Source organism: Streptococcus infantis, from assembly GCF_047460685.1.
Lineage (GTDB): Bacteria > Bacillota > Bacilli > Lactobacillales > Streptococcaceae > Streptococcus > Streptococcus infantis_AD.
In genome coordinates this window covers 43,131-67,548 of the sequence record NZ_JASHFS010000012.1, presented here as the reverse complement: position 1 = coordinate 67,548, position 24,418 = coordinate 43,131, and the positions used below count along the sequence as shown (strand labels likewise).

Sequence of the window (24,418 nt, the reverse complement as noted above, 5' to 3'; positions counted from 1 at the left end):
CAAATTTCAGATTTACTTTTTTCTACTAGCTACCTCTAAATCCAATCTAATAATACTCTTCATGATTAACTTGTAAGATCAGCTCTATTCTTTTAGGGTTGAACCAGACCACCGATCTACTAAATCATGTTTAGGAACAATTATAGTTTAGCATTTATTTCTAGGAAAAGATTGCTCTTTCTTAAATTGTCATCAAAACATCCTAAATGGTAGAAATTGGCTTGCGACTTAAGGACTTCGTTAGGAGTTCGAAATGTTTTATCCAAGGAACTTCAATGGACATCAGCTTCATCACTTTAAGAAAAAGCGAACAAGACCAGATTCTGTTTATCAGAAAACTAGTTTTGTCCGCTTTTTATATTCGAGATTAGTCTCTTGATCCAATCTCTATGACTTATACTCTTCGAAAATCTCTTCAAACCGCGTCAACGTCGCCTTGCGTACTCAAGTACAGCCTGCGGCTAGTTTCCTAGTTTGCTCTTTGATTTTCATTGAGTATTAGATGCTTTTACATCATCTTATTCGTCGTCTTTTTTCTTTCCCATAGCAAACATACCAAGAAGTGCTCCTACAACACCAACGGCTGCAAGGTCGGCATTTTCTTTAGTACCTGTCTCTGGGAGCTTGTATGGATGACTTGCAGGTGCTTGGTAGGTCTTATCTTGTGACATAGTAAGAGCTACAAGAGACTGCTCATCTTTGTATTCTGGAATCTCATGGACAGCTCCTTCTGCTCCATTGACACCACCTGTGAATTCTGGGCTTACTTCTTGAACAGCTGCTGCTTCACCATTCACACCACCAGTAAATTCTGGGACTTCATGGATAGCTGCTTCTGCTCCATTGACACTGCCTGTGAATTCTGGGCTTACTTCCTGAACAGCTACTTCTTCACCTGCTGTACCAATAGCTCCTGTGTATTCTGGAACTTCTACTACCGGTGCTGCTTCGTCACCTGCTGTACCAATAGCTCCTGTATATTCTGGAACTTCTTGAACAGCTGCTTCGACTGCATTAACGCCGCCTGTGAATTCTGGGACTTCTACTACTGGTGCTGCCTCATCACCTGCTGTGCCAATAGCTTCAGTGTATTCTGGATCTTCTTGAACAGCTGCTTCGACTGCGTTTACGCCGCCTGTGTATTCTGGAACTTCTACTACTGGTGCTGCCTCATCACCTGCTGTGCCAATAGCTTCAGTGTATTCTGGAGCTTCATGAACAGCTGCTTCAACACCATTTACGCCACCAGTAAATTCTGGGACTTCTACTACTGGTGCTGCCTCATCACCTGCTGTGCCAATAGCTTCAGTGTATTCTGGAGCTTCATGAACAGCTGCTTCAACACCATTTATGCCACCCTTGAATTCTGGTACTTCTACTACTGGAGCTGCTTCTTCACCTGCTGTGCCAATAGCTTCAGTGTACTCTGGAACTTCTTGAACAGCTGCTTCGACACCATTTACGCCACCGGTAAATTCTGGAACTTCTACTATTGGTGCTGCTTCACCACCCTTACTTGTAGTTGGAGCTGGTTTCTCTGGTTCTTCCGGAAGTTCTTGGTGGAATGTCGTCATTTCATAGAACTCTGGTTTGCCACCTTCCCAAACAAGTTTGACATCCAATAATGGAGACTTATCTCTGACAGCAAATGTTTGGAAGCTTGAGGTAATCTCACCTAGTTCTGACCAAGCATCTGCTTTATCCTCTTTCAGAGTACGAGCAAGCACACGAGCTTTCACTCCTTGTGGAAGACTTGAAACAAGTCGGATATGATTTGCGTCTGTTGGTTCTGACAAGTGGTAGACAAGCTCACCTTGTTCTTTCTCAGCCTTGTAGCTTGTCAATACTTTGCCATCCACAAGGTTTGTGTATAGGTTTCCTTGGCTTTCACCGCTGTTTCCTTCAACAGTTGGGTCATTGATTGGTTTCACGAATTCACCATCATTGATAACCAACTCAGTGAAACCTACAAAACGAGCATCATAGTCTGCTGTAAATAGAACACGGAGGTAGTTGGCTTTAACTGGACTTGAAAGTTCACCCTCGATATAGCGATTTCCTGGCATCTTAGAATCATGTGTCCAGCCATCGGTCAAGGAATCATCACGTGTTTCATTAGCAAGGCCATCACCAACTGTTACAACATCTGTCCAAGTCTTACCATCTTGACTGACTTGAATCTTACCATCACGGAGATAGTTTTGAGTGCCGTCTTGGATGTAAGCCCTAATCTTCTTAATATCACGTTCACTACCAAGTTTCAAGGTGATATGACCATCTTTACGAGCATAATCAGAAAACTCTACAAAGTTATTGTAAACACCATCGAACAACTGATCCAAGTTCTTGATCTTACGAACGTCATTTCTACCGTATGTTGGGTGGATTCCCATTGATGTAGAATCAAGTGTCGTTGGTTGAACTTCTTTTGTCTTAACAAGTAGAGATGTTGCTGTCACTGCTTGTTCTTGATCAGTCTTATTAACTAGACGAACATAACGTACCAAGGACTTATCAGTCACTTGATCAGCTGGATACCATTCTTGGGCATTTGGAGAGTATTCCAAGTTGAGGGATGGATTTTCAATACCTAGTGCTTGAATGCTTTCAGCTTGGTGAAGACGATCAAGTTTCATACCCAAGTAACTATTAGCTGGAAGCTTAGTTCCGCTTGGAATTTGCAGGTCATAACGGCCTAGGCTGTCATAAACTGGAGTTGACTTCAAGCTTTCAACATTTGTATCAGTCAATTCGCTATTGCCTGCACGTGTTTCAACTGAGAAGTCAGCGATACGCCACCATAGGTTGATGTTCTTAGTATTGCGAACACGAACGTAGCGAGCTGAAATTGGAGTTTCGATTTCTTTAGTTTGTTCACCAGTCAAACGATCCAATTCTTGCCATGAGCTACCATCTGCAGAATATTCAAGAACACCTTCCGCCAATTTGTCTCCTGATCCTTGAACAAGACGAACCTTAGTTACAGGTTTGACTTCACCCAAGTCAAGTTGCACCCAACCATTTACTGGAGTAGTGTCTGTTCTATCAGCATTTGCAAGCATTGCTTCAGTATTGTCACGACCATCTGTAATCTGAGCAACTGTCGTATTGTACTTGTACATAAGATTTGGACTGATGGTCACTGTAGCTGCCTGTTTAGGACGACTTACTTCTACAGGACGGTTCACAGCGATTTCTCGTACAGCAAACCAAGTGTTCTCACGATCTGAAGTCGCAATCATGCGAACAGCTTTAGCATTGATATTGAGATTTTCAAATTTAAGAAGAGGCTCATTACCAGTGTAGCTTGGTTCTGAAAGGGTGACCCACTCATCATTTTCATTTAGATACTCAACCTTAGCGTTGTTGAAGGTATCACGAGGATTTGCTTGAGTTCCCATTGCAAATGTCAAGTTTTGGATTGGAACAGCTTTGTTAAATTTCAAGCCAATGTAGTCACCAGTCTTGATACTGTTTGGCGATTTGATCAATGCATGAGTTCCTAGATCTCCATCAGTCACTTCAGCAAGTCCACCTTCTACACCTGTACGGTTAGTGATAAAGGTACTAATGACTTGGTCAGGATGCAAGGCTTTTTGAACTTCTGTTGCGAGGATTTCACGAAGTCCAAGCAAGAATGGACGTATATGTTGAACACCCAACTCAGCTCTCTCATCATGATCGACATAGTGGAAGGTATAAGTTTGAGACTGTTCATAAAGTTTTAATCCCTTATAGTAACTATCCCAAAGTTTTGCAGAATCGTTCTTTTCGATAGCTTCTGTACCATCAAGGAGAGCTGCTAGAGCATCCATTTGATCGATGGTATTATCCAACCAATAGTGGATTTGAGCACGCATCTTTTCATCACCAGATGCTTTATATAGTTGAGCTGCAGCTTTAAGTTTAGCAAATTCTGCACGCAATTCTTGACGCTCTGCACTAACATCTTGACCAGCTTTCAACTTAGACATGAAGGTCGCCAATTTCGGTGCAAGTTCAACAGACTCTTCCAATTTCACAACACGACCATCCATGTTTTGGTTGATCATATGTTTACCAAGCTCACGGAAGGCAAGAGATGTTTCACTATCTGTAAACTTACCGTTTTCAACAAAGTTGAAGGCGATGTCATTCACTCTCTTAGCTTCTTCTTCTGATTTCCATTGTTTCCATGCATATTGGGCTGCAGAGAAGAGGGCAATCTTAGAAGGCTCAGATTGTTGCATTGGGTTCAACATGATACCTGAAAGGAGACTAGGGTCTACATTCGGATGAAGGAATTTCTCACCACCACCCAAGATCAAGTGTTGTTTAGAGTTATCTGTAACAGGCCAGTTTACCCATAGAGAAACTGGTCGGTAGGTCTTACCTCCTGCAGTCAGGTTATTCTTAAGGTTAGAGAGGAAGCTTTCAGACACTTCACCCCAAATCTTACCACCAGTAAGGGTCATTGATGCTGAACTTGGAAGATTTTCGTTGAGTGATTTCAACTCATCTTCACGTCCATTACCCCAATATTGACCTGGAACGAAGATCATTTCCTTACGAAGACCAACATAAGTTGCTTGTTTTTCAGTCAACCAATCTGTCATGTCCTTCATTAAGCGGTTATAGCTATTGTAGCCACCAACTGGACTTGGAGCATCATCGGCTAGAATACCGAACTCACGGACACCGACATCCATCAATTGAGTGAACTTAGCCTTAATGGTTTCAAGGTCTTTTTGGTAGTCAGCATCGTTGCCAAAACGGATACGGTTGTTCATGAATGGGTGGATGGTCCACACATAACGAGTCTTGTTTTGGTTTCCGACACGCGCCAATTCACGGATTTCTGCTAATTTTTCTTCTGGATAAAGTTCACGCCATTTCTTGTTGTGGTATGGATCGTCTTTTGGTGCAAAGAAGTATTGCGTCAACTTCAAGTCACCACCATAGCGCATCAATTCAGCACGATCAGCATTGCTCCATGGATTTCCATAGTAACCTTCGATAAAACCACGATTCTTAATTTCAGCGAAGTCTTCAACTGTTACATTACGCAAGACTGGAGCTTCGCTTTCATTAAGCATGTGTTTGAGAGTCGTCAAACCATAGAAGACAGCATCTGTATCCTTACCGACGATAGAGATTGTATTGTTCTTGATTGACAAGGCATAGGCATCAATCTTGTCAAAGAGTCCTTGAGAAATTCCTGACACTTCTTTTTCAGCCTGTGAATTTTGTCCATGAACACCAAGGTAGATATTTGTTGCACCTGCTACAGGTGTTTGGCTGCTTGTGTATGAAATTTGATGATCTTGTAGAACACTCTTCAAGCGGTTACGAGTATAGATATCTAACTGATCGCCCATAACAAGATTTACTTGTTTATGGAGTTTCGTAACGCCTTCACCATAAGTTACTTTTTGTGGTGTTGGGAATACCTTATATTCTTTCTTGAGATAGTCTTGACTTTGTGCTGCTGCAGCAACTGCTTCGTCACTTGTAGGTTTCGTAGCTACAAAGCTATCAGCAAGCTCAGTTGTACCATCGCCCATTTCCTCAACTTTAGGTTTTTCTGGAGTTTCAGGTTTTTCTGGTGTCACAGGTTTCTCTGGACTAACTGGCTCTTCCACCTTGTTAGTAGAAACTGGTTTAAGAAGTTGAATTTCTGCAGCACTACCAAATCCTGCAGCACCAGCTAGAACTTTAAATTCTACCTTATCCGTTTCAATTGCATCAAAGTTAACTGTTTTCTCTTTGGCATTGTTTTCCCAAGTTCCTGAAGCAACTTTAACCATTTGACCATCTTTTTGAGCATAGATTTCATAAGATGTCACAACACCGTTGCCTCCACCTGGACGTGGAAGATAAGTCAAACCATTAACTGTTTCAGCTGCTTTCAAGTTCATTGCCACTGTAAATGGAGCCTGATGACCAGACCATTTTGAATGCCAGAAGGTATTTGGATCATTGTCAAAGGCTTTTTCGACTGGACCTTCTGCATTGGTTCCTGGTAATTCTTGACTAGTTGCAGAAACTGTAAAATGATCATTTGGAATCAAACGTGGGTTTACAAATGCTTCATTTGACAACTCAGCACTATGCAAGATTCCTTTGAAGCCACCGATTGTTTCAAGTGGTAAGACTAAACTATTATGAGCCAAACGTGGATTAGCTGGATTTGCAATCCGTTCAACCTTTTCACCGTCCACATAAACTTCTGTCACTTGAGGTTTGGTTACGACAGAAATTTGATAACGTTTGTTCTTTTCAAGTTTCTTGTTAAATTGAATATGGAATTGTTCAAAAGTATAGGCAAGGTATCCATCTTTGTCCGCAAGATAGAGTTGATTGTTTCCACTTGTTGAGAAGGTTTGCTCGCCATCACCAGTCACTGTCACATCCAATTTCAAGACATGACTTGGTCCAGCATCACCAACTAGGCCTTCGATAGTGCTATCTTTTTCGAAGTTCAAACCTGCTTCAGTCTTCTGTACTTTCTTAGCAAGATAATCTTTGACAGTCTCAGGATTGATCTTGAACAAGTCTTCTTCAGCTACGGTCTTATCTGGATTAGATTGTGGTGCATAGACACTTGCTGGTTGAACACGTTCTGCATAGGTCTTAGCTGCACGGTCTGAACCCCAAGTGCGTTCAGCAGTTGTTTGCATACTCTTGAAGAAGCGTTTAAAGATATCGTAAGAAGTGAGTCCAGTTTCATGAAGGTCGATGTTGTCATTCCAAACAGCGTGACCACCACCGATGATATTTGGATTAGATGCTTCTAGGCGTGGTCCTCCACCTGTTGTAAAGTCATTTGGAGTCCAACTATTGTATTGGCGCTCATAACTTGCATAGTCTCCGTAACCACCTTGACTATTGCTTCCACTTGGAACACTATAGGTTGGAATATCTGTAATATTGATAATCTTAGCGCCTTGAGCAATAGCATCAGCTGGGCGTTGCCATCCGAGACTCCAGATATCAACTTCTACATCTTTCCAATCAACTGGCGTTGTACCAGGTTTTGCACTAAGTGAACCCCAAATACGTGGTGTATAGCCTTTGCCTTTGATGTACTGAATCATATCATTGACATAGCGACGATAGCTTTCGCGACTACCGTAGTACTCATCGGTTCCGATATGAACTGTTGAGACACCATGAAGTGGTGCATCCTCTCCATCCAACAATTTATCATAGACTGATTTAACAAAAGCAAGCGTTTCTTCGTACTTGTTGTCCAAGTCCAACATAGCCACACGTTCTACATTGTGTTTACCTCTATAGTCACTAAGACTGCCTTTATACATAAGATCAGGTCTAACCTTAACAAATGAAAGAGCGTGACCTGGTGTGTCAATTTCAGGAACAAGGTTGATATGCAAAGCTTTTGCCAACTTGATAATTTCTTGCATTTCTTCCTTAGTGTAATGCTCGTCAGATGTTAATTTTTCACCATTTTCACCGACAACATCAGTCTCTACACGGAAACCTGTCTTAGCATTTTTAAGAACATAATCCAGTTCCTCTTGAGGAGTAAGATTTTTCCCTGCTAAATGATCTTTTAAGAAGATATAGTTGTCATTCAAATGCAACTGAAGATCGTTCATCTTGTAGTAGGCCATGTTGAGCATGATGTCTACAAGCGTATCATAAGGAATAAACTTACGACCTGTATCTAGCATAAAGCCACGGTGACTGAAGCTTGGGAAGTCACGGATTTCTCCGTTTTGCAAATCCTTTTCTCCCATCTGAAGGAGAGTACGAGTTGCGTAAAAGGCTCCTGCGTTGGTCGCCGCTTCTACTGTGATAACTCCATCTTTAATGGTGATACCATAGCCTTCTTTGCCATAGCCTTTATCTACAACTTTCTTAAATTCGATCCGTTTTTGAGCTGTTTGATCACCTGTAGCGATTTCTAGCCCACGACTTTCAAGGTCAGTCTGATAGAATTTTGCTTCTTGACCAAATCCAGAATCGCCAACTGAAATCACGGTATCAGCTGTAATAGAAGTTTTGCCTTCAGTTCCATACCATTGTTGAACTGCTGGAGCAACTGCTGGTTTGGTTCCAACACCTTCGTCTGCATGTAACCCTTTAATAAGGACTTCAAATTCTTTTGTGAAGGTATGAGTATCCTTGACTTGTTGGACCATGACCTTAACAGTTTGATCTGTTAAGGGTTTGTAGATCTTGTTATTTAGGTCAACAACACCCTGTTTGTTGCTACCAATCAAGCTGACTTGACCTGGTAACTTAGGCAAGACAAGTGATTTTCCATCTTCAGCAACTGCTAGTTCTATCACTTGACGAATATCTGTTGGTTTGCTAGCGTCTGGAATGTTTGAGTAGGCACGAATTTCTTGAATCCCAACATTTTTCCAGTTCATTGTACCAGCTTGATAGTCTGTGATTTCAAGTTTAAGGTATTTGGCTTGGATAGCTTCTTTTAAGTCAACCTTTTCATCAAGTACAGGTGTTCCTGTTCTTTGATGAGCCAACTTCCATTCTTTTGCTCCTGAACCATTTACATCATCTTGACCAGCATAGTAGAGATTCCAAGATTTGATATTTGGATCATTTTGTTGACCACGAAGACGGCGATCCCAATCAATTTCCACATGCTTAATTACAGTTGTTTTCTCAAGTGTAAATTCGATTGTTGGTTTCTCAACGTTTTGGTCAGTAGCCCAACGAGTATCAGGTTTGCCATCAATTGCCTTTTCTGCTGTAAATGGTGTGTTGGCTTCATGGTTTGAAGCTGTTGCAGTCGCCTTTTCTAGATGATTGACATCTGGTGTATCTACTACATCTTTAGTCGCAGGACTTGCAACTAGTTTCGCCTCAGAAGCTGCTTCCTCTTTAGGATTTGTAGCTGGTTTTGAAGCTACTTCTTCCTTAGGAGCAGGAGTTTCAGTTGGTTTTGGAGTAGTTGTTTCAGCTGCAGTTGCTCCAGTTTCTGACGCTGCAGGTTGATCATCTACAGTTCCAGCACTCGCTTCTGCTTTTTCAATAGCTGCTGCTATATCTGCTGGCAGTTTATCCAGAGGCTGAGCCTGTGTTACCGTACCTTCTGTCTCTGCAGGTCCTTCTGTTTCAGCAGCCTGAACCACACTAGCTCCAAAGATACTGGCACCAATCATAACAGAAGCTGCGCCGATTGTAAATTTACGTATACTGTAATGACACCGTTTCTCAAAAAAATGTTTTCCCATTTTTTCCTATTTCCTTTCATACGCTCACAAGTGGTAAGCGTTCTCATTCCTCTTTAGAAAAAGAGAGGACCTAGAGGGTCCTCTCTGGGTTTTCTTTTTCTCCACGACAATGATTGTGGAGTCTAAGCTCTCTTTTATTGAAAACTTTTTTGTATTTTAATCTTCTTTTCTTTTGACAGCTAAGAGTGCTGCTGAAACTGCCATGCTGACACTAGCGATGAAGAGAGCTGTTTCAGAATTATATTCACCCGTATTTGGAAGAACATTTGAATGTGACTCTTTAGATGTATCTTTATTCTCTACTAAATCTTCTCGATACTCTGGTTTTTCCACTACAGGGGCAGGTTGGTTACCTACTGTACCAATTTGGCCTTTGTATTCTGGAATTTCATGGATTGCGCCATCACTTCCATTCACACCTCCGGTAAACTCTGGTACTTCATGAATTGCGGATTCGGTACCATTTACACCACCTGTGAATTCTGGTGCTTGGCTCACAGCTGCTTCTGCTACGTTAACTCCACCCTTGAATTCTGGAACTTCATTTACAGCTACTTCTTCTCCTGCCGTTCCAACTACTCCTGTATACTCTGGAAGTTCTACAACTGGCGCTGCTTCATCGCCTGCTGTGCCAAGAACTCCAGTGTATTCTGGAACCTCTACAACTGGCGCTGCTTCATCGCCCGCTGTGCCAAGAACGCCAGTGTATTCTGGAACCTCTACAACTGGGGCTGCTTCATCGCCTGCTGTGCCAAGAACTCCAGTGTATTCTGGAACCTCTACAACTGGGGCTGCTTCATCGCCTGCTGTGCCAAGAACGCCAGTGTATTCTGGAACCTCTACAACTGGGGCTGCTTCATCGCCTGCTGTACCGATTGGTTCTGTGTACTCTGGAACTTCATGGATTGCGGCTTCAACACCATTTACACCACCTGTGAATTCTGGAAGGTCAACAACTGGCGCAACTTCGTCACCCTTGCTTGAAGTTGGAGTTTCAGGTTTAGGTTTTGGAGTTGGTTCTGGATCTGGAGTTGGAGTAGGTGTTTGGTCTTTCAATTGGTCGAGATAATCTGCAAAGTATTCAAGCATTCTATTTGTCAAGAGATGATTATCTGTTGCAAATTTCATGCTGGCAACAACACTTGCTACTTCCTCTTGATTGCTCTTATCAGTCAATTTTTGAGCTTTAGCCAAGGCTGCTTCATAAGCTGTAGTATCAAGACCAGTTTCAGCAACTTGTGGACGAGCGAAGATCAATTCTGCAGCAGATTGATATCTATTGCCACCATCTCCGTAAGTTCTTGTTCCTGTTAGGACAATCTTCTTAGCTTTGATAGTCTTGCCAAAGTCGATATCTTTTGGCTTATTGTTATCAGCCCAATTGGTTGCATTGAAGGTATGTTCCTTACCTGTTTCATCCGTTACTACAAGAGTCACATCTCTCAAGTTACCATTTGAACCTGAACCACGCGGAACATAACGGAAGCCTGTGATTTCAGTTGGTTCCTTCAAGACCATAGTTGCAGGTTTACCAACATCTCCTCCGCTCCATGATGTATGCCATAGGCTTGACACGTTGCCATCAAAGGCATTTTCAAGACCTTCTTGAGCCTGAGCAGGAGCACTTAGGCTTGAAAAGTCATCTGCTACAAGAGCTGTTTTCTTCATCACTAAAGCGTCTTTAAGAGCATTGACCTTAGCAATTTCAGACTTAGCTTCTTCTACACTGATGTCATCGTCTGCTTGGCTGAGGTTGAAGACTGCTTCTTTCAAAGCATCCATTGTTTCTTTGGTGTAGTTAGTCATGGCTACAGTTGGAAGATAGTTCTTGACAGCATTTTCTGTCATCATCTTACCAGTCAAGACAATCTCTTCGATTTGAAGTCTGTCCATGATGAAGTCATTGTAACCACGGAAGTTAGCATTACCACCAGAATCTCCGCGAGTGTTACTTGCATTGCCTGTAGAGTAGATACCTACCCATGTATCGCCAGTTTCAGCCCCTGTCACGAGGAAGGTTGCTCGTTTCGCTTTTTGAGAATCTGTCCATGTATTTGGCAATTCATGCACTTCCATATTGCTCGTTTGACCAGATTGGAATTCTCCCTTACCGACTACAAAGGCGTAAGTGTTGTCAGAACCAGCTTCATAGTCAAATGTAATACGGTAGGTCTTGCCTGCTTCAAAGCGGAAGTTTTGTGGAATTGTTTGGTAAACCAAGTTACGACGACTTACGAGACCATTTGTCTTGAGTGACCAATTTCCTTCGATAACGTCATCAACTTTCTTGCCGTTCCAATCACGTTGAGTGTATGGACCATGTTTTTCAGACAAGTGAGTACGGTTATCTTCAACACCCTCGATACCACCGATAACAAATGGGAAGATACCTTGACCAACATTTTCAAAGTCTTGTTTGAAGACGCCTGTTGCAGTATCGTGACCGTCCCCGTACATATTTGATTCATTTTCAAAGGTACGAATTTCATCAAAGTAAGTTGCTTCATCGCCTGCTTCACGACTCAAGGTCAAGGTTACATTTGATACATCTGAACCTGTTGTGAAGAAAGCATACATGTTTTGGAAATAACTTGTGTTATCAACTGTTGCATTGCTTCGACGAGTATTGTGAGCATAGGCTTTTACATAGTTGAGGGCGAGTGACTTGTTGGTGTAGTTGGTTACTTCTTTTTCACCAGTATTAACGGTAATACTTGCTTTAGCATTACTACGGTTGTCTACACCGACATAGACTGCATATTTAGTATTTGGCTTCAAGCCAGTCAATTTTTGAGTGAGACTAACTTTTTCTTTGTTGCCTTGGATGCGGAGCATTTGGTTTGCACCTTGAGACTTCACGATTTCAGCCTTAGAAGCATCTCCCGAAATCTTCCAATGATCCAAAGATTCACTGTTAAATCCTTGGTCATAGATATGCATTCCTTCACTCCATGACATTTCAGGATTTGTTTGTTTAGAACGATAGAGAACATATGGCTGATTTGCAGTGAGGTCAAGGGTAATCTTACCATCTTTCACGGCAACTTCTTTTTCCTCAGTTTTACCTTGGTCAGTTAGCTTATAAAGGTAAACCTTACCATTTGCCCAGTCGCTAGGAAGTGTCCAAGTTGTTGCACCTGCTTCAGTATTGAAGTAGTACATTTTTTCCTTGTCACTTTCAAGCTTATTACCATTTGCATCCCAGTTCCAAGGTGTCAAGTAGGCTGAACCATCTTGAATCACACGATCGTTAAGCGTAACAATTCGTTCACGATATTGTGGACTGTTGACATCATTAGATTTACGAGTTACAACAACCTTGTTATTTGCAGCATCGACCAACTCGACTTTCATTTCTGGAGTCCATTTATAGGTACTACCATTGTCAGACATGGTTACTGGTTTGCCATTTTCCCATTTGCTTACTGTGAAGTGTTGGAAGTACTTAGTCATCACATCATGGGCAAACAAGTTTGTTACATAACCGTTATAGTCACTACGTCCTTGCCATCCTTCAAAGTCCTTCATGCTATAACCGCCTAGAAGTGGGTAGTCAGCTGCACCACCATAACTTCTGTAGTCACCAACCCAAGAATCTTTTTGGTGGTTACGGATAAAGCGAGTGATGGCACTGTTAATACCTTTATTTGTATAGCCACCGTAGGTCAAGTCAGCTGCCCAGTGTTGGAAGGTAGAATCATATTCACCACCATGGCCCCACTCAATAGCAAAGCGCCAACCTTGTTTGTTAATTTCTTTCGCAATAACGTGAGTTGCCCAGGCACCGTTGTCACCTGATTGACCGTTACCCCATACGTCGACATAGATGAAGTCTAAACCTTCACCCAATTCCTTCTTCAACTCTTCCCAACGAGCTAGACGCCCATGAGCGAGGTCATAACCAGCATCAATATTGATACCTTGGTCAAGCCAGTTCCAACCGTAGCTGTAGCTACCATCTGCATTTTTACGTAGGATATTTTCATTGAAGTATTTTGATTCAGGATATGTTTCTGAAGCGTTAACGTGGATACCGAGGTGGGCACCATATTTCTTAGCTTTCGCAATAAGAGTCTTAAAGTCTTCAACACCACCAATACGTTTACCGATGTCTGCATAATTCAAGTGTCCAGAGTCATGTCCTTCACTTCCGTATCCCTTAAGAAGTACACCTTGACCAAGACCATCGGTGTGGAGGTTGATCTTCTTGATACCATCCAAGGTCATGAGGAATGGGTTTTGCGCTTGTGAACCAAAGTTCATAGCGATACGGTAAGCTGTAATGTCTTTAACTTTTTCCCAACCTTGAGGGTTGTTCATGATGCTACGGTAAGCGATGGCACCATCTTGCCAGTCAACCTTATGGTCAGCATTAGCATCTTCAGTGATGACAACTTTTGCACTTGGAAGTTCTTGAGTGTATGCTGGGAAGACAACTCCATTGTGGGCTTTTTCCCATTGCCATTCAGAGCTATGAATTTCCACATAGTTGGCATTACCAATCGTATTCTTGTAAGCTGTCAATCGTGTCCAGTCGTAAGAACCACCACCGTAGCTGTTTTGTGAGTTACTCCATACCCCAGCTGCAAGCTTGTCTGTTGAAACAAATCCATACATGTAACCTTTGGCCAATTCTTTCATTGGATTGGTTACTTCGATATGGTCATCACCACTGACGTGAGTGTTGTTTGACATGGTTGCCCCATCAAACTTAGCTCCTGCTTGGTCACTAGAAACAGATACCAAGGCATTTCCTAGGAAGCTGATGGAAGAAAGTAATTTACGTTCGTCATCAATCTTTTGTCCTGGTGTCACTTGGTTATGGTTGACAATCTTAGTCACATCAAAGTGAAGTTGGTTGTCCACTACTTGCAAACGAACGGTCATATCTGCATTGATGAGATTTTTCTCATCACGGAGTTTCATGTCATACTCGGCAGTCGTTGCGTTGACCTTTTTATAGGTAACTTCAGGAGTCACAGCGTGCTTGTTAATCACCACTTGATTAATTGGTTGCACTTGACCCGGAAGTTTGTTGCCATTAAGGACATATTCTTTAATACGTGGGAAGGCTTGGTCAATGACTGCTTTCAATACTGTAGATTGAATAGTGTCGTATTTTACATTGCTATCATCTACTGTATCGCCCTTTTCTTTTTTAGTCGATTCTTGATCGCTTTTAACTCCTTCTTGGTCATCCGTTTTGACATTTACAATGGTTCTCTCACTGCCATAGCTTCCAGCCTTAAGAACGATTTTCTTCTCATCTTTGAGCTTGTCATTTACAGCAGATGGTAAGGTAAGTGTGTCAAAAAGTTTGACATCATTGTTTGTTGCGTTAAGTTGTCCATCTGATTTAAGACTGATGGTCAAGTGGTTGGTTGAGCCATTAACAGGAGCTGCAACACGTCCACCTTGGTACCAAAGTCCACTTCCATTTGACTTGTATTCCCAGAACCATCCACCTTGGTCATAACCTACAAAAACGTTGTTATCGGTATCTTTGAATTTCATGAAGACACCAAAGCGAGATTTACCAGTTTCAGATTCTTCTTTAAAGGTCAAATCAACTGTGGCATTTCCATTAGCATCGACTGTCAAACCATCTTTTTCAAACAAGGCTGGTTTCTTACCATTGTCATTTTGAGCAGTTGAAGCTAGTTGGTTGTAACGAACTCCATTTTCTTCACGGATTGTTACTGTTCCCTGTTGGTCTTTATTTTCAACTGTTTTCCATTCTGGAGTAACTTCTTTTGATTCAGTCGGTTTATTCTCAGCTGGTTTATTCTCAGCTGGTTTATTTTCAGCTGGCTTGTTTTCAGCAGGTTTATTTTCTGCTGGTGTTTCTTCTTTTGGCTTATCTTCCTTAGGTTTATCCTCTTTTGGTTTTTCTTCTTTATCTTCTACTTGCTTATCCAAAGCATCTAGACCAGCTGGTTTCGTTGTTTCAATACCCTTGATGTAGTTTTGAATCCACTCTAGCTGAGCAGGTGAGAAGAGAATACCTCCACTACGTTTACCAGATACACCATTTTGATGAATACCAATCAATTTCCCATTTTCATCGAAAATTCCACCACCGCTGGCACCAGGTTCACTTCCTTGATAGCTAATGCCACGAACACCTTCTCCGTGATTGTTAATAGCTTCAACAGTGGTATTAAGGATTGGATCGAGCTCGCCTTTTGGATAACCAAAAACATGCACCTTATCTCCCACCTTAATTGTAGATGGTTTATCCAAAACTTCAACTGGAGCATTTGCAAGTGGACTGCGAAGTTTGACAATGGCTAAGTCATTTTTATAACCTTTTAGGAAACCTTCACGATCCCAGTGTTTCACATCATTCTTACTGAATTTGACGTCCGGTGCCCCTTTGTAAGAAACTGTATAAACATCGTCATCACTTTCAACATTATCAGCTACTTTACGATTATTGCCATCTGGAACATCTTTGATAAAGTTATGAGAAACAGACAAAACGAGATTTTCCCCGATAACGATACCACTACCGAGCCCAGCAGAGCTTTTAATTTCGACAGTCGCACCGTAGTTTAATTCTCCATTTTTTGTTTTAGCTACTTCTTCTGGAACTAAGCTTTTATCTTCTTTTTCTAGTTCTTCTTTTGAGGCAGTGCGGCCATTTTCTTCAGCCTTATCAAGTTTTCCACGTAGTTCTTCAGGAAGAGTATCTGAAGCTGCTGAGCTTGTTGCAGTTGCAGTTTCTGTTGCCAGCAATTCTTCTTCAGTCTTTGGTCCTTCAGTTACTTCAGGAGAACCCTGATCTTCACCAGGTTTTGGCGCTTCAAAGTCATGCCCATCATCCTCTTTAGCATTGGCAAGAGCTGCCGCCAAATCAGCTGGCATATTCGCTGTTGAACCTGTTTGTGCAGAATCTGCGAGAACAGTGCTAGTTCCAAAGAAAGCTGCACCAATCATAACAGAAGCAACTCCTAATGAAAATTTCCGAATACTATATTTGCAACGTTTTTCAAATAATCCTTTATCCATCGGTTTTTTTGTTCCTTTCAGTTTACCAAGTAAGCGTTTGCATTTTATTTTAAAAAAATATCCTCCTCAATTTTTAAACACTTCTGGATAAACATATAATTTTTTCTATACCAATTTAATATATCAAAAACAGTTTGAAAAATCAATAGTTTAATAGGTAAAACTAGTAAAAGTAAAATCCAATTATTGGGCAAGTCTGAAACGATTTTCAGATGGCCTTATTTCTAAAGAAATCGCTATTAAAAAAGAAACTCTATCTAAAAAGTTAGACCAATTTTGACTAACTTTTTAATAAAGTTTCCATGCATTTTTATACTTTTTTTACGTTTTTTACGTTTTTTATTGTTATAAAACCTTTCGCGGCTTCGTTCCTTCTGCAGGTCCGATAACTCCAGCCATCTCTAATTCTTCCATCAAGCGAGTTGCTCGGTTAAAACCAACTGATAATCGACGCTGAATCATGGAAGCACTTGCTTTTTGAGTTTCAATGACCAGAGCCTTAGCTTCTTCAAATAGCGGATCTCCCCCTTCATCTCCTGTGCTAGACTCACCATCTGTCTCAGAAACTTCTCCTGGATCAAAGCTTTCATCATAGTCAGCATCTGCTTGAGCTTTGATAAAGCTAACAATACGCTCAACATCATCATCCGAGATAAAAGAACCTTGCAGTCTGACAGGGTGGTTTTCATCGATTGGTTTAAAGAGCATGTCCCCTCGACCAAGCAATTTCTCAGCACCATTTTCATCCAAAATAGTTCGAGAATCCGTTCCAGAAGATACAGCAAAGGCTACACGAGACGGTACATTGGCCTTAATCAAACCAGAGATAACATCAACCGACGGACGCTGCGTCGCAAGAATCATATGAATACCAGCCGCACGCGCCTTCTGTCCAAGACGGATAATAGCATCTTCTACTTCCTTGCTGGCTACCATCATGAGGTCAGCTAATTCATCGACAATCACGACAATCAAAGGAAGAGGTACTTGTTTATACTCAGATTGAGCGTTGAATTCCTCTACCTTAGCATTGAAACCAGCAATATTACGAACGCCAATTTTTGCAAAGAGTTCATAGCGATTTTCCATCTCATCCACGACTTTTTGAAGGGCCTTGCTGGCCTTACGAGGATTGGTCACAACTGGAATCAAAAGGTGTGGAATATCATTATAGACTGACAACTCAACCATCTTCGGATCCACCATCATAAACTTGACTTGGTCTGGACGCGCCTTCATGAGAATACTTGCAATGATACCATTGACTGCAACAGATTTACCAGAACCTGTCGAACCAGCTACTAGCAAGTGAGGCATTTTAGCAAGGTCGAAACTACGGGCTGTACCATTGACAGCTTTCCCAAGGGGAATTTCTAGAAGATTTTCAGGTTTAGTTTGCGACTGTTCCCAGAGCTCTCGGAAGGAGACTGTCGCAATCTCTGAGTTAGGCACTTCAATCCCGACTAAGGATTTCCCAGGAATTGGAGCTTCGATACGGACATCTTTCGCAGCCAAGGCCAGAGCCAAGTCATCTGCTAGATTAGAAATGCGATTGACCCGCACACCAACAGCTGGCTTGACTTCGTACTTGGTAACGGATGGACCAATCTCAGCACGTTCAACCGTTACCTTAATACCGAAACTCGCAAAGGTTTCTTCCAAAATCTTGATATTCTCGCGAACGATTTTCTTTTCCTTGGACTGGTCTTTTGGCTTATCGGGTGCAAAAAGTTGCAAGCTTGGAAGTTTGTACTCTAAAGCTTTTTTTGCAGAAAAATCTACCTCAACATCCTCATCCTCTAAGAACTCATCTTCCTCTGGAATGTCAACTTCGCTAGGAACTTCATAGTCTGCTTGAGGGAGAATAATTTCAGGTTCTACCCATTCTTTCTCTGGAAGAGGTGGTAAATCATCAAAGTGAACAGGGGGAGCTTCTAAAATCTCGCCAGTTTCCATATCAACAGGAGGTATGTCCAACAAGGCTTGCTCTGCCTGCTCTTTCTCAAGTCTTTCCTGTTCCTCTGCTTCCTTACGAGCTTTTTCTTCTTCTCGTTTGACAAAACGTTCTTGTTTCTTCTGCTCGCGTCTCTCCATCCAAAGTGCAAAACGTGCTCCAAGAAAATCAGCGACATCATAGACAGACCAGGGACTAACTAGAAGAGCACCGATTAAGATTAAGATGGCTCCGATAAAATAAGTACCAATATTTGAAAAGAGAAAGGCGACTGGAATATAAAGGGCAACACCTAGAAGCCCTCCTCCAGCAAAGCTAGTCACACGAAAGCCTGTCAAATCTGTCAAAACTTGGGCTAAAGTCCCCTTTAAGACAGATTGCTCGATGCCATATTTCCATACAAGATAAGCTTCAAAAATCAGCAATAAGCCTGAAAAAATGCAAAGAAAACCTGAGATCAGACCTTCTTGCTTCCGAATCCATTTAAAGAGAAAAAGATAGACTAGAACGACAACAATGACCAGATAAGCCAGACTTCCTACTAGTAATCGAATAAGGTTATAGAGCGTAAGTCCCACTGCTCCTAATTTCAGAGCAGCGAACATTAAGCAAAAAGCTATGACTAAGGAAATTAACATCCTTTGGATAGCTTGCTTTCTTTCTAATTCAGCTTTTGACGGTCTCCGTCTTGTTTTACTTGTATTTTTGTTTGCCATGCTTCTATTATACCATATTTCAGAAACATCTAGAGAAATCAAAAAATGACTGCCCACTTTCGTGTTCAGTCATTTGAATGTATTTGTAATTATTTTTCTAATGGTTTACGAAGATAACCGTAAACGACACCACTAACAAGTGCTCCAATCAAGACAAAGACAAGGTAAAGAAGGGCATTTGTTGTAAGGGCGATAACGAAGATTCCTCCGTGAGGTGCCATGAGTTTGATACCTGCAAGACCAACAAGTCCACCTGCCACTGCTGAACCAAGGATAAAGCTTGGGATAGCACGAGCTGGGTCAGCTGCACCAAATGGAATCGCACCTTCAGTGATGAATGACAAGCCCATAACGATGTTAGTCAAACCTGAGTTGCGTTCTTCTTTAGTAAATTTATCTTTGAAGAGAAGTGTTGCGACAAAGATTGCAAGTGGTGGAACCATTCCGCCAGCCATAACCGCTGCCATCGCTACTGAACCACCTGTTGACACTGTTGCTGCAAGAGTACCAGTACCAAAAACATAAGCTGCTTTATTGACAGGTCCACCCATATCGACAGCCATCATACCTCCAAGAACGATACCAAGAAGGACAGCTGAACCGCCTCCAAGACCGCCAAGGAAGTCGTTCATAGCAGTGTTGATTGCTGCCATTGGGATGTTAACAGCAAGCATGACAAATCCTGTCAAGACTGTTCCAAGAAGTGGCAAGAGAAGGATTGATTTAGCACCTTCAAGCGAACGTGGAACCTTCACGTATTTCTTAACCAAAAGTACCAAGGCACCAGCGATAAATCCACCAACAAGGGCTCCAAGGAAACCTGATGATACACCTGCAAGGGCTGAAGTTGCTTCACCACCTTGAGCGTAAGGGATTTTACCAAAGGCAAAACCTTCTTTGGCAATAGCTCCAGCTACGAAACCTGCTACCAAACCTGGTTTTTCAGCGATAGAGTAGGCAACATAACCTGCAAAGACTGGAAGCATCAAACCAAAGGCTGCACCACCAATTTTCATGAACATAGAAGCTAGTTCATGGTAAGAACCAAGATTGCCAAGATTTTCATTTGGAACACCCAAAGCACCATCAATCAAGAAGGCAAGGGCAATCATGATACCCCCACCGATAACGAATGGTAACATTTGAGATACACCACTCATCAAGTGTTTGTAGAAGGCACCACCAAGGCTCTGTTTTTCATTGCTTGTAGTTGCAGCTTTTACACCATTAGCAGCACGATAAACTTCTGCATCTCCAGAAAGAGCCAAGTTAATCAACTCTTCTGTTTTACGGATCCCGTCAGCAACTGGACGATTGATCAATGGTTTACCATCGAAACGATCCATTTCAACGGCCTTGTCTGCTGCGATGATAACGGCTTTAGCCTTGCGGATATCTTCTGCAGTCAATTTGTTGCCAACACCGCTAGCACCATTGGTTTCAACCTTGATACCGACACCCATTTCCGCAGCCACTTTTTGAAGAGCTTCTTGAGCCATATAAGTATGGGCAATTCCTGATGTACAAGCAGTTACAGCAACGATAAAGTCATCAGAACCATTTGCAGGTGTTTGAACTGGTTCCTCAGCTTTTTCTGATGCTTGGTCAAAGAGTTCAATGACTTGATCAGCTGATGTCGCTTGACGAAGTTTGTCAGCAAATCCGTCTTTCATCAAGTACTGAGACAATTCTGCCAAGGCAGCCAAGTGAGTATCATTGGCATCTTCTGGAGCAGCAATCATAAAGAAGAGGTCAGTTGGTTGTCCATCTAAACTTTCGTAGTCAACACCCTTGTTTGACTTAGCAAAAAGAACTGTTGCTTCCTTTACAGCAGCATTTTTGCTGTGTGGCATAGCGATACCGTCACCCAAACCTGTAGAAGTCAAAGCTTCACGCGCCAAGATTCCTTCTTTAAAGGTTTCAAAATCTGTCACGTATCCGTGTTCTACCAAGCTATGAATCATTTCTTCGATAGCTGCTGTTTTTTCAGTTGCTTGTAAATCGAGCAACATCACATCTTTTCTCAATAAATCCTGAATTTTCATTTTTTTTCTACCTCAACTTTTTCATAAGTTTCTTTAATAAATGCTGCAGTCGCCAAGTCATCAGAGAAGGTAGTTGCTGTTCCACAAGCCACTCCCCACTTGAAGGCTTCTACTGCATCTTTTGATTTGACAAACTCACCTGTAAATCCAGCAACCATAGAGTCACCAGCACCAACTGAGTTTTTCACGGTTCCCTTTATTGGTTTTGCAAAGTAGGCTCCCTCTGATGTTACCAGAAGGGCACCGTCACCAGCCATAGAGATGATAACGTTTTGAGCACCTTTAGCCAGCAATTCTCGAGCGTATTTTTCAATCTCATCTAAACTTTCGAGCTTGACTCCAAAGATAGCTCCGAGTTCATGATTGTTTGGTTTGACCAAAAGTGGTTGATAATCCAAACTATCAATCAAGGTCTGACCTTCAAAGTCACAGACCACTTGAGCACCCGTTTGACGAGTCAAGACAATCAAATCCTTATAGATGACATTGCCTAAGTTTTTAGCGCTTGAACCAGCAAATACCACTGTATCTTCTGCTGTTAGACTTGAAAGAATAGCTTTTAATTCTTCAAGCTGTTCTGGCTCAACAGTAGGACCAGTTCCGTTGATTTCAGTTTCTTGATCCGCTTTAATCTTGACGTTGATACGCGTATCTTCTGCTACTTGAACAAATCGCGTTTCAATTTGTTCTTCAGCTAAAGTATCTGTGATAAATTTACCAGTAAAACCTCCAATAAATCCAGTCGCTGTATTTGGAATATCCAAGCGTTTCAAGACACGGCTAACATTGATTCCCTTACCACCAGCAAACTTATCATCACTATCCATACGATTAACACTACCAACTTCCACTTTATCCAGACGGACAATGTAGTCAATAGATGGATTGAGTGTGACTGTATAAATCATACTTCTATTACCTCCGTTTTCTCTTTGATAGCTGACAAGAGATCGTGCCCCTTGCTTGTAATGACAATAGCTCGTTTTATAGGGGCAACCTTAGCGAAACAAGACTGACCAATCTTGGATGAATCAGCCAAAATATAGGTTTGTTTGGCATTTTCTAAAATAGCACGCTTAACAGCTCCCTCCTCCATATCTGGAGTTGTATAATAACCTTCATCCACACCGTTCATTCCGATGAAGGCACGGTCAAAGTGAAGCTGGTTAATCTGATTAAGCGCGACACCACCGATGCTGGCATCTGTTGTCATCTTGACTCCACCACCGATAATCACAGTTGGAATTTGCTTATCCACTAATTGTACCGCATGGTGAATGGAGTTAGTCACAACAGTAATGTCTTTTCGCTCCAATTCCTTAATGAGAAAGGCTGTCGTACTTCCTGCATCCACAAAGATAACATCTTTTTCTTTGATGAGGGAAGTTGCTTTTTGCGCAATCAATTTTTTCTCTTGAAGGTTTTTGACAGATTTTTCTTGAATGGTTTCTTCTTCTTGCAAGAAGTGAGGCAACTCTGCTCCTCCATGAACTCGGCGAAGTTTATTTTCCGATTCCAATTCATCTAAATCTCGTCTAACCGTTGATTCTGACGTGTCTAACAAACCTACTAATTTCTCTAGAGAAACGACTTTATGTTTACTCAGCTCCTCTAAAATCAATTTTTTTCTCTCGGTTTTTAGCACTTACTCACCTCCTGTTAACGATTACAGTAATCATTCTACCACAAAAAAAATCAAAGTCAAGCGCTTTTTATCACTTTCTTCCATTTTCTATCATTTTGCCAATTGTTTGAATTTTATTTGCAAGATAATTCCCTTTATGATAAACTATTTTAGTAAGTATTGGAAGATTACTCAAGAGGCTTAAGAGGCCGTGTTGGAAACGCGGTAGGCGTGTGAAAGCGTGCGTGGGTTCGAATCCCATGTCTTCCGTTGCTATAGTGTAGCTGCATCTTCATGCAGCTTTTTATAATATTTTTCGTCTATCAAAGATTTGAATTGCAAAAAATCACCCAAGAGTTCACTCTCGGGTGATTTTTTTCTACTTCATGTTAAAAGGTCTTAAAAAATATCAAACAGCAATTTCACATTGAGAATGGTCAAGATAATGGAAACGATATAACCAAGGATGGTATTCCATTTGGCATTGGTAAATTCTCCCATCAGTGATTTTTTTGAAGTAAGATAAATCAAGGGGAAGATTGAAAATGGAAGAGCGATAGAAAGAAAGACCTGTGAATAGACCAATAACTGATCCAAGGTTTTTTCCTGATGACCAAACAAAACTGCTACTATCATGACAGGTAGTAAGGCAAAGAGTCGAGTCGCCAAACGAATGAACCACTGAGGCAATCGCATATGTAAGAAACCTTCCATAACGATTTGTCCTGTCAAGGTACCTGTGATAGTCGAATTCTGACCACTGGCTAATAGGGCCAAGGCAAACAAGGTTGATAAGGTTGAGCTAGCTATAGCTCCCGCAATGGTTGAATCCTGCAAGGCATTATACATTTGAGAGAAAGCAGAAATCTCAGATGCATGTCCGAAAAAGAGAGCCGCCCCTAAGATCAAAAGAAGGGAGTTAACCACAAAGGCCAAGGATAACTGGAGATTAGAATCCCAAGTCATAAAACGAACGGCTTTTCGAACATCATTCTTGTCCTTGTGATTGATTTTCCGAGTCTGAGACAAGGAAGAATGTAAATAGAGGTTATGGGGCATCACTGTCGCACCCACAATCCCCAGCGCCAAGGTTAATTGACTTTCATGTCCAGGCAGAGGACTCTCAAACAAGGTTGCATTTGGTAGATAACCCTCAACGATTCCTTGGAAGCTTGGATGTGACAAAGCTACTAGATAGGTAAAGATTGCTAGAATCGTTAAAATCAGCGTTGTCACGATAGCTTCTATCTTCTTAAAGCCAAACTTCATAAGAAGCAATAAGAGAAAGACATCCAAAACTGTCAAGAGGATGGCTATCATAATCGGAATCTTAAAGAGAAGATTTAGGGCAATAGCTGAACCTAGAACTTCTGCCAAATCTGTCGCCATCAAGGCCAATTCCAAAATCACCCATAGACTATAACGAAGCCATTTTGGTGAGTGATGAGCTGTCGCCTGAGCCAAGTCCATCTGGGTTACAATTCCAAGTTTTCCAGCCATCTGCTGAAGCTGCATGGCAATAAGCGATGAAATCAGGATGACAAACAAGAGACTGTACTTATAGGAAGCACCACCGACTACACTAGTTATCCAGTTTCCTGGATCCATATAACCAACTGCTACAAGGGCACCTGGTCCCAAGAAGGCCTTTAAATTTTGCCAGAAATGATTATTATTTGGAGTATTGATAGATTGATTAATCTCAGAGAGTGACACTTTTTTATGAGAAGACATAGATACTTACCTCTTTCTAAACCTACTTTTTCATTATTTTCTATTAGAGAAAAATAAGATTGACTTTAAACTATTAAAACAATGAAAACTATATGAAAAACATTTAGTTTTTTCATTATTTTTCTTAA

Annotated in this window: 7 protein-coding genes and 1 tRNA gene; 1 reads left to right on the top strand and 7 read right to left on the bottom strand. The window is 41.5% G+C overall.

Annotated features, from left to right (window positions below; genetic code table 11):
- Positions 1–518: 518 nt before the first annotated feature.
- The 6 genes from QM917_RS06980 to QM917_RS06955 form a co-directional block, all read right to left on the bottom strand.
- Entirely contained in the window at positions 519–9,206 is an 8,688-nt protein-coding gene (locus QM917_RS06980; protein WP_414285337.1) for an SIALI-17 repeat-containing surface protein, read from the bottom strand.
- Positions 9,207–9,362: 156 nt separating this feature from the next.
- A complete protein-coding gene (locus QM917_RS06975; RefSeq protein WP_414285336.1) occupies positions 9,363–16,217 on the bottom strand; it encodes a SpGH101 family endo-alpha-N-acetylgalactosaminidase in 6,855 nt (2,284 codons plus the stop codon).
- Positions 16,218–16,562: 345 nt separating this feature from the next.
- Positions 16,563–18,887 carry a DNA translocase FtsK gene (locus QM917_RS06970; RefSeq protein ID WP_414285335.1) on the bottom strand — a complete coding sequence of 775 codons (2,325 nt, stop codon included), beginning with the start codon at positions 18,885–18,887 and terminating at the stop codon, positions 16,563–16,565.
- Between the two features lie 89 nt (positions 18,888–18,976).
- A complete protein-coding gene (locus QM917_RS06965; RefSeq protein ID WP_414285334.1) occupies positions 18,977–20,932 on the bottom strand; it encodes a fructose-specific PTS transporter subunit EIIC in 1,956 nt (651 codons plus the stop codon).
- On the bottom strand, positions 20,929–21,840 hold the full coding sequence (gene pfkB, locus QM917_RS06960; RefSeq protein WP_414285333.1) for a 1-phosphofructokinase: 912 nt from the start codon (positions 21,838–21,840) through the stop codon (positions 20,929–20,931). Before pfkB ends, QM917_RS06965 begins: the two co-directional genes overlap by 4 nt.
- A complete protein-coding gene (locus tag QM917_RS06955; RefSeq protein WP_414285332.1) occupies positions 21,837–22,577 on the bottom strand; it encodes a DeoR/GlpR family DNA-binding transcription regulator in 741 nt (246 codons plus the stop codon). Before QM917_RS06955 ends, pfkB begins: the two co-directional genes overlap by 4 nt.
- A 161-nt stretch (positions 22,578–22,738) precedes the next feature.
- On the opposite strand from QM917_RS06955, the gene QM917_RS06950 reads away from it, so the two are divergent.
- Positions 22,739–22,826: transfer RNA gene (locus QM917_RS06950), tRNA-Ser, on the top strand.
- A 129-nt stretch (positions 22,827–22,955) separates the two neighbouring features.
- Here QM917_RS06950 and QM917_RS06945 read toward each other — a convergent pair.
- The gene (locus QM917_RS06945) at positions 22,956–24,290 is read right to left on the bottom strand and encodes an Nramp family divalent metal transporter (RefSeq protein ID WP_414285331.1); all 1,335 of its coding nucleotides are present in this window, start codon (positions 24,288–24,290) and stop codon (positions 22,956–22,958) included.
- Between the last annotated feature and the right edge of the window lie 128 nt (positions 24,291–24,418).

Bases quoted from the DNA above. Each gene is read 5' to 3' on its own strand.
- QM917_RS06980 (WP_414285337.1), bottom strand. From the start codon at position 9,206: ATGGGAAAACATTTTTTTGAGAAACGGTGTCATTACAGTATACGTAAA.
- QM917_RS06975 (WP_414285336.1), bottom strand. From the start codon at position 16,217: ATGGATAAAGGATTATTTGAAAAACGTTGCAAATATAGTATTCGGAAA.
- QM917_RS06970 (WP_414285335.1), bottom strand. From the start codon at position 18,887: ATGGCAAACAAAAATACAAGTAAAACAAGACGGAGACCGTCAAAAGCT.
- QM917_RS06965 (WP_414285334.1), bottom strand. From the start codon at position 20,932: ATGAAAATTCAGGATTTATTGAGAAAAGATGTGATGTTGCTCGATTTA.
- pfkB (WP_414285333.1), bottom strand. From the start codon at position 21,840: ATGATTTATACAGTCACACTCAATCCATCTATTGACTACATTGTCCGT.
- QM917_RS06945 (WP_414285331.1), bottom strand. From the start codon at position 24,290: ATGTCTTCTCATAAAAAAGTGTCACTCTCTGAGATTAATCAATCTATC.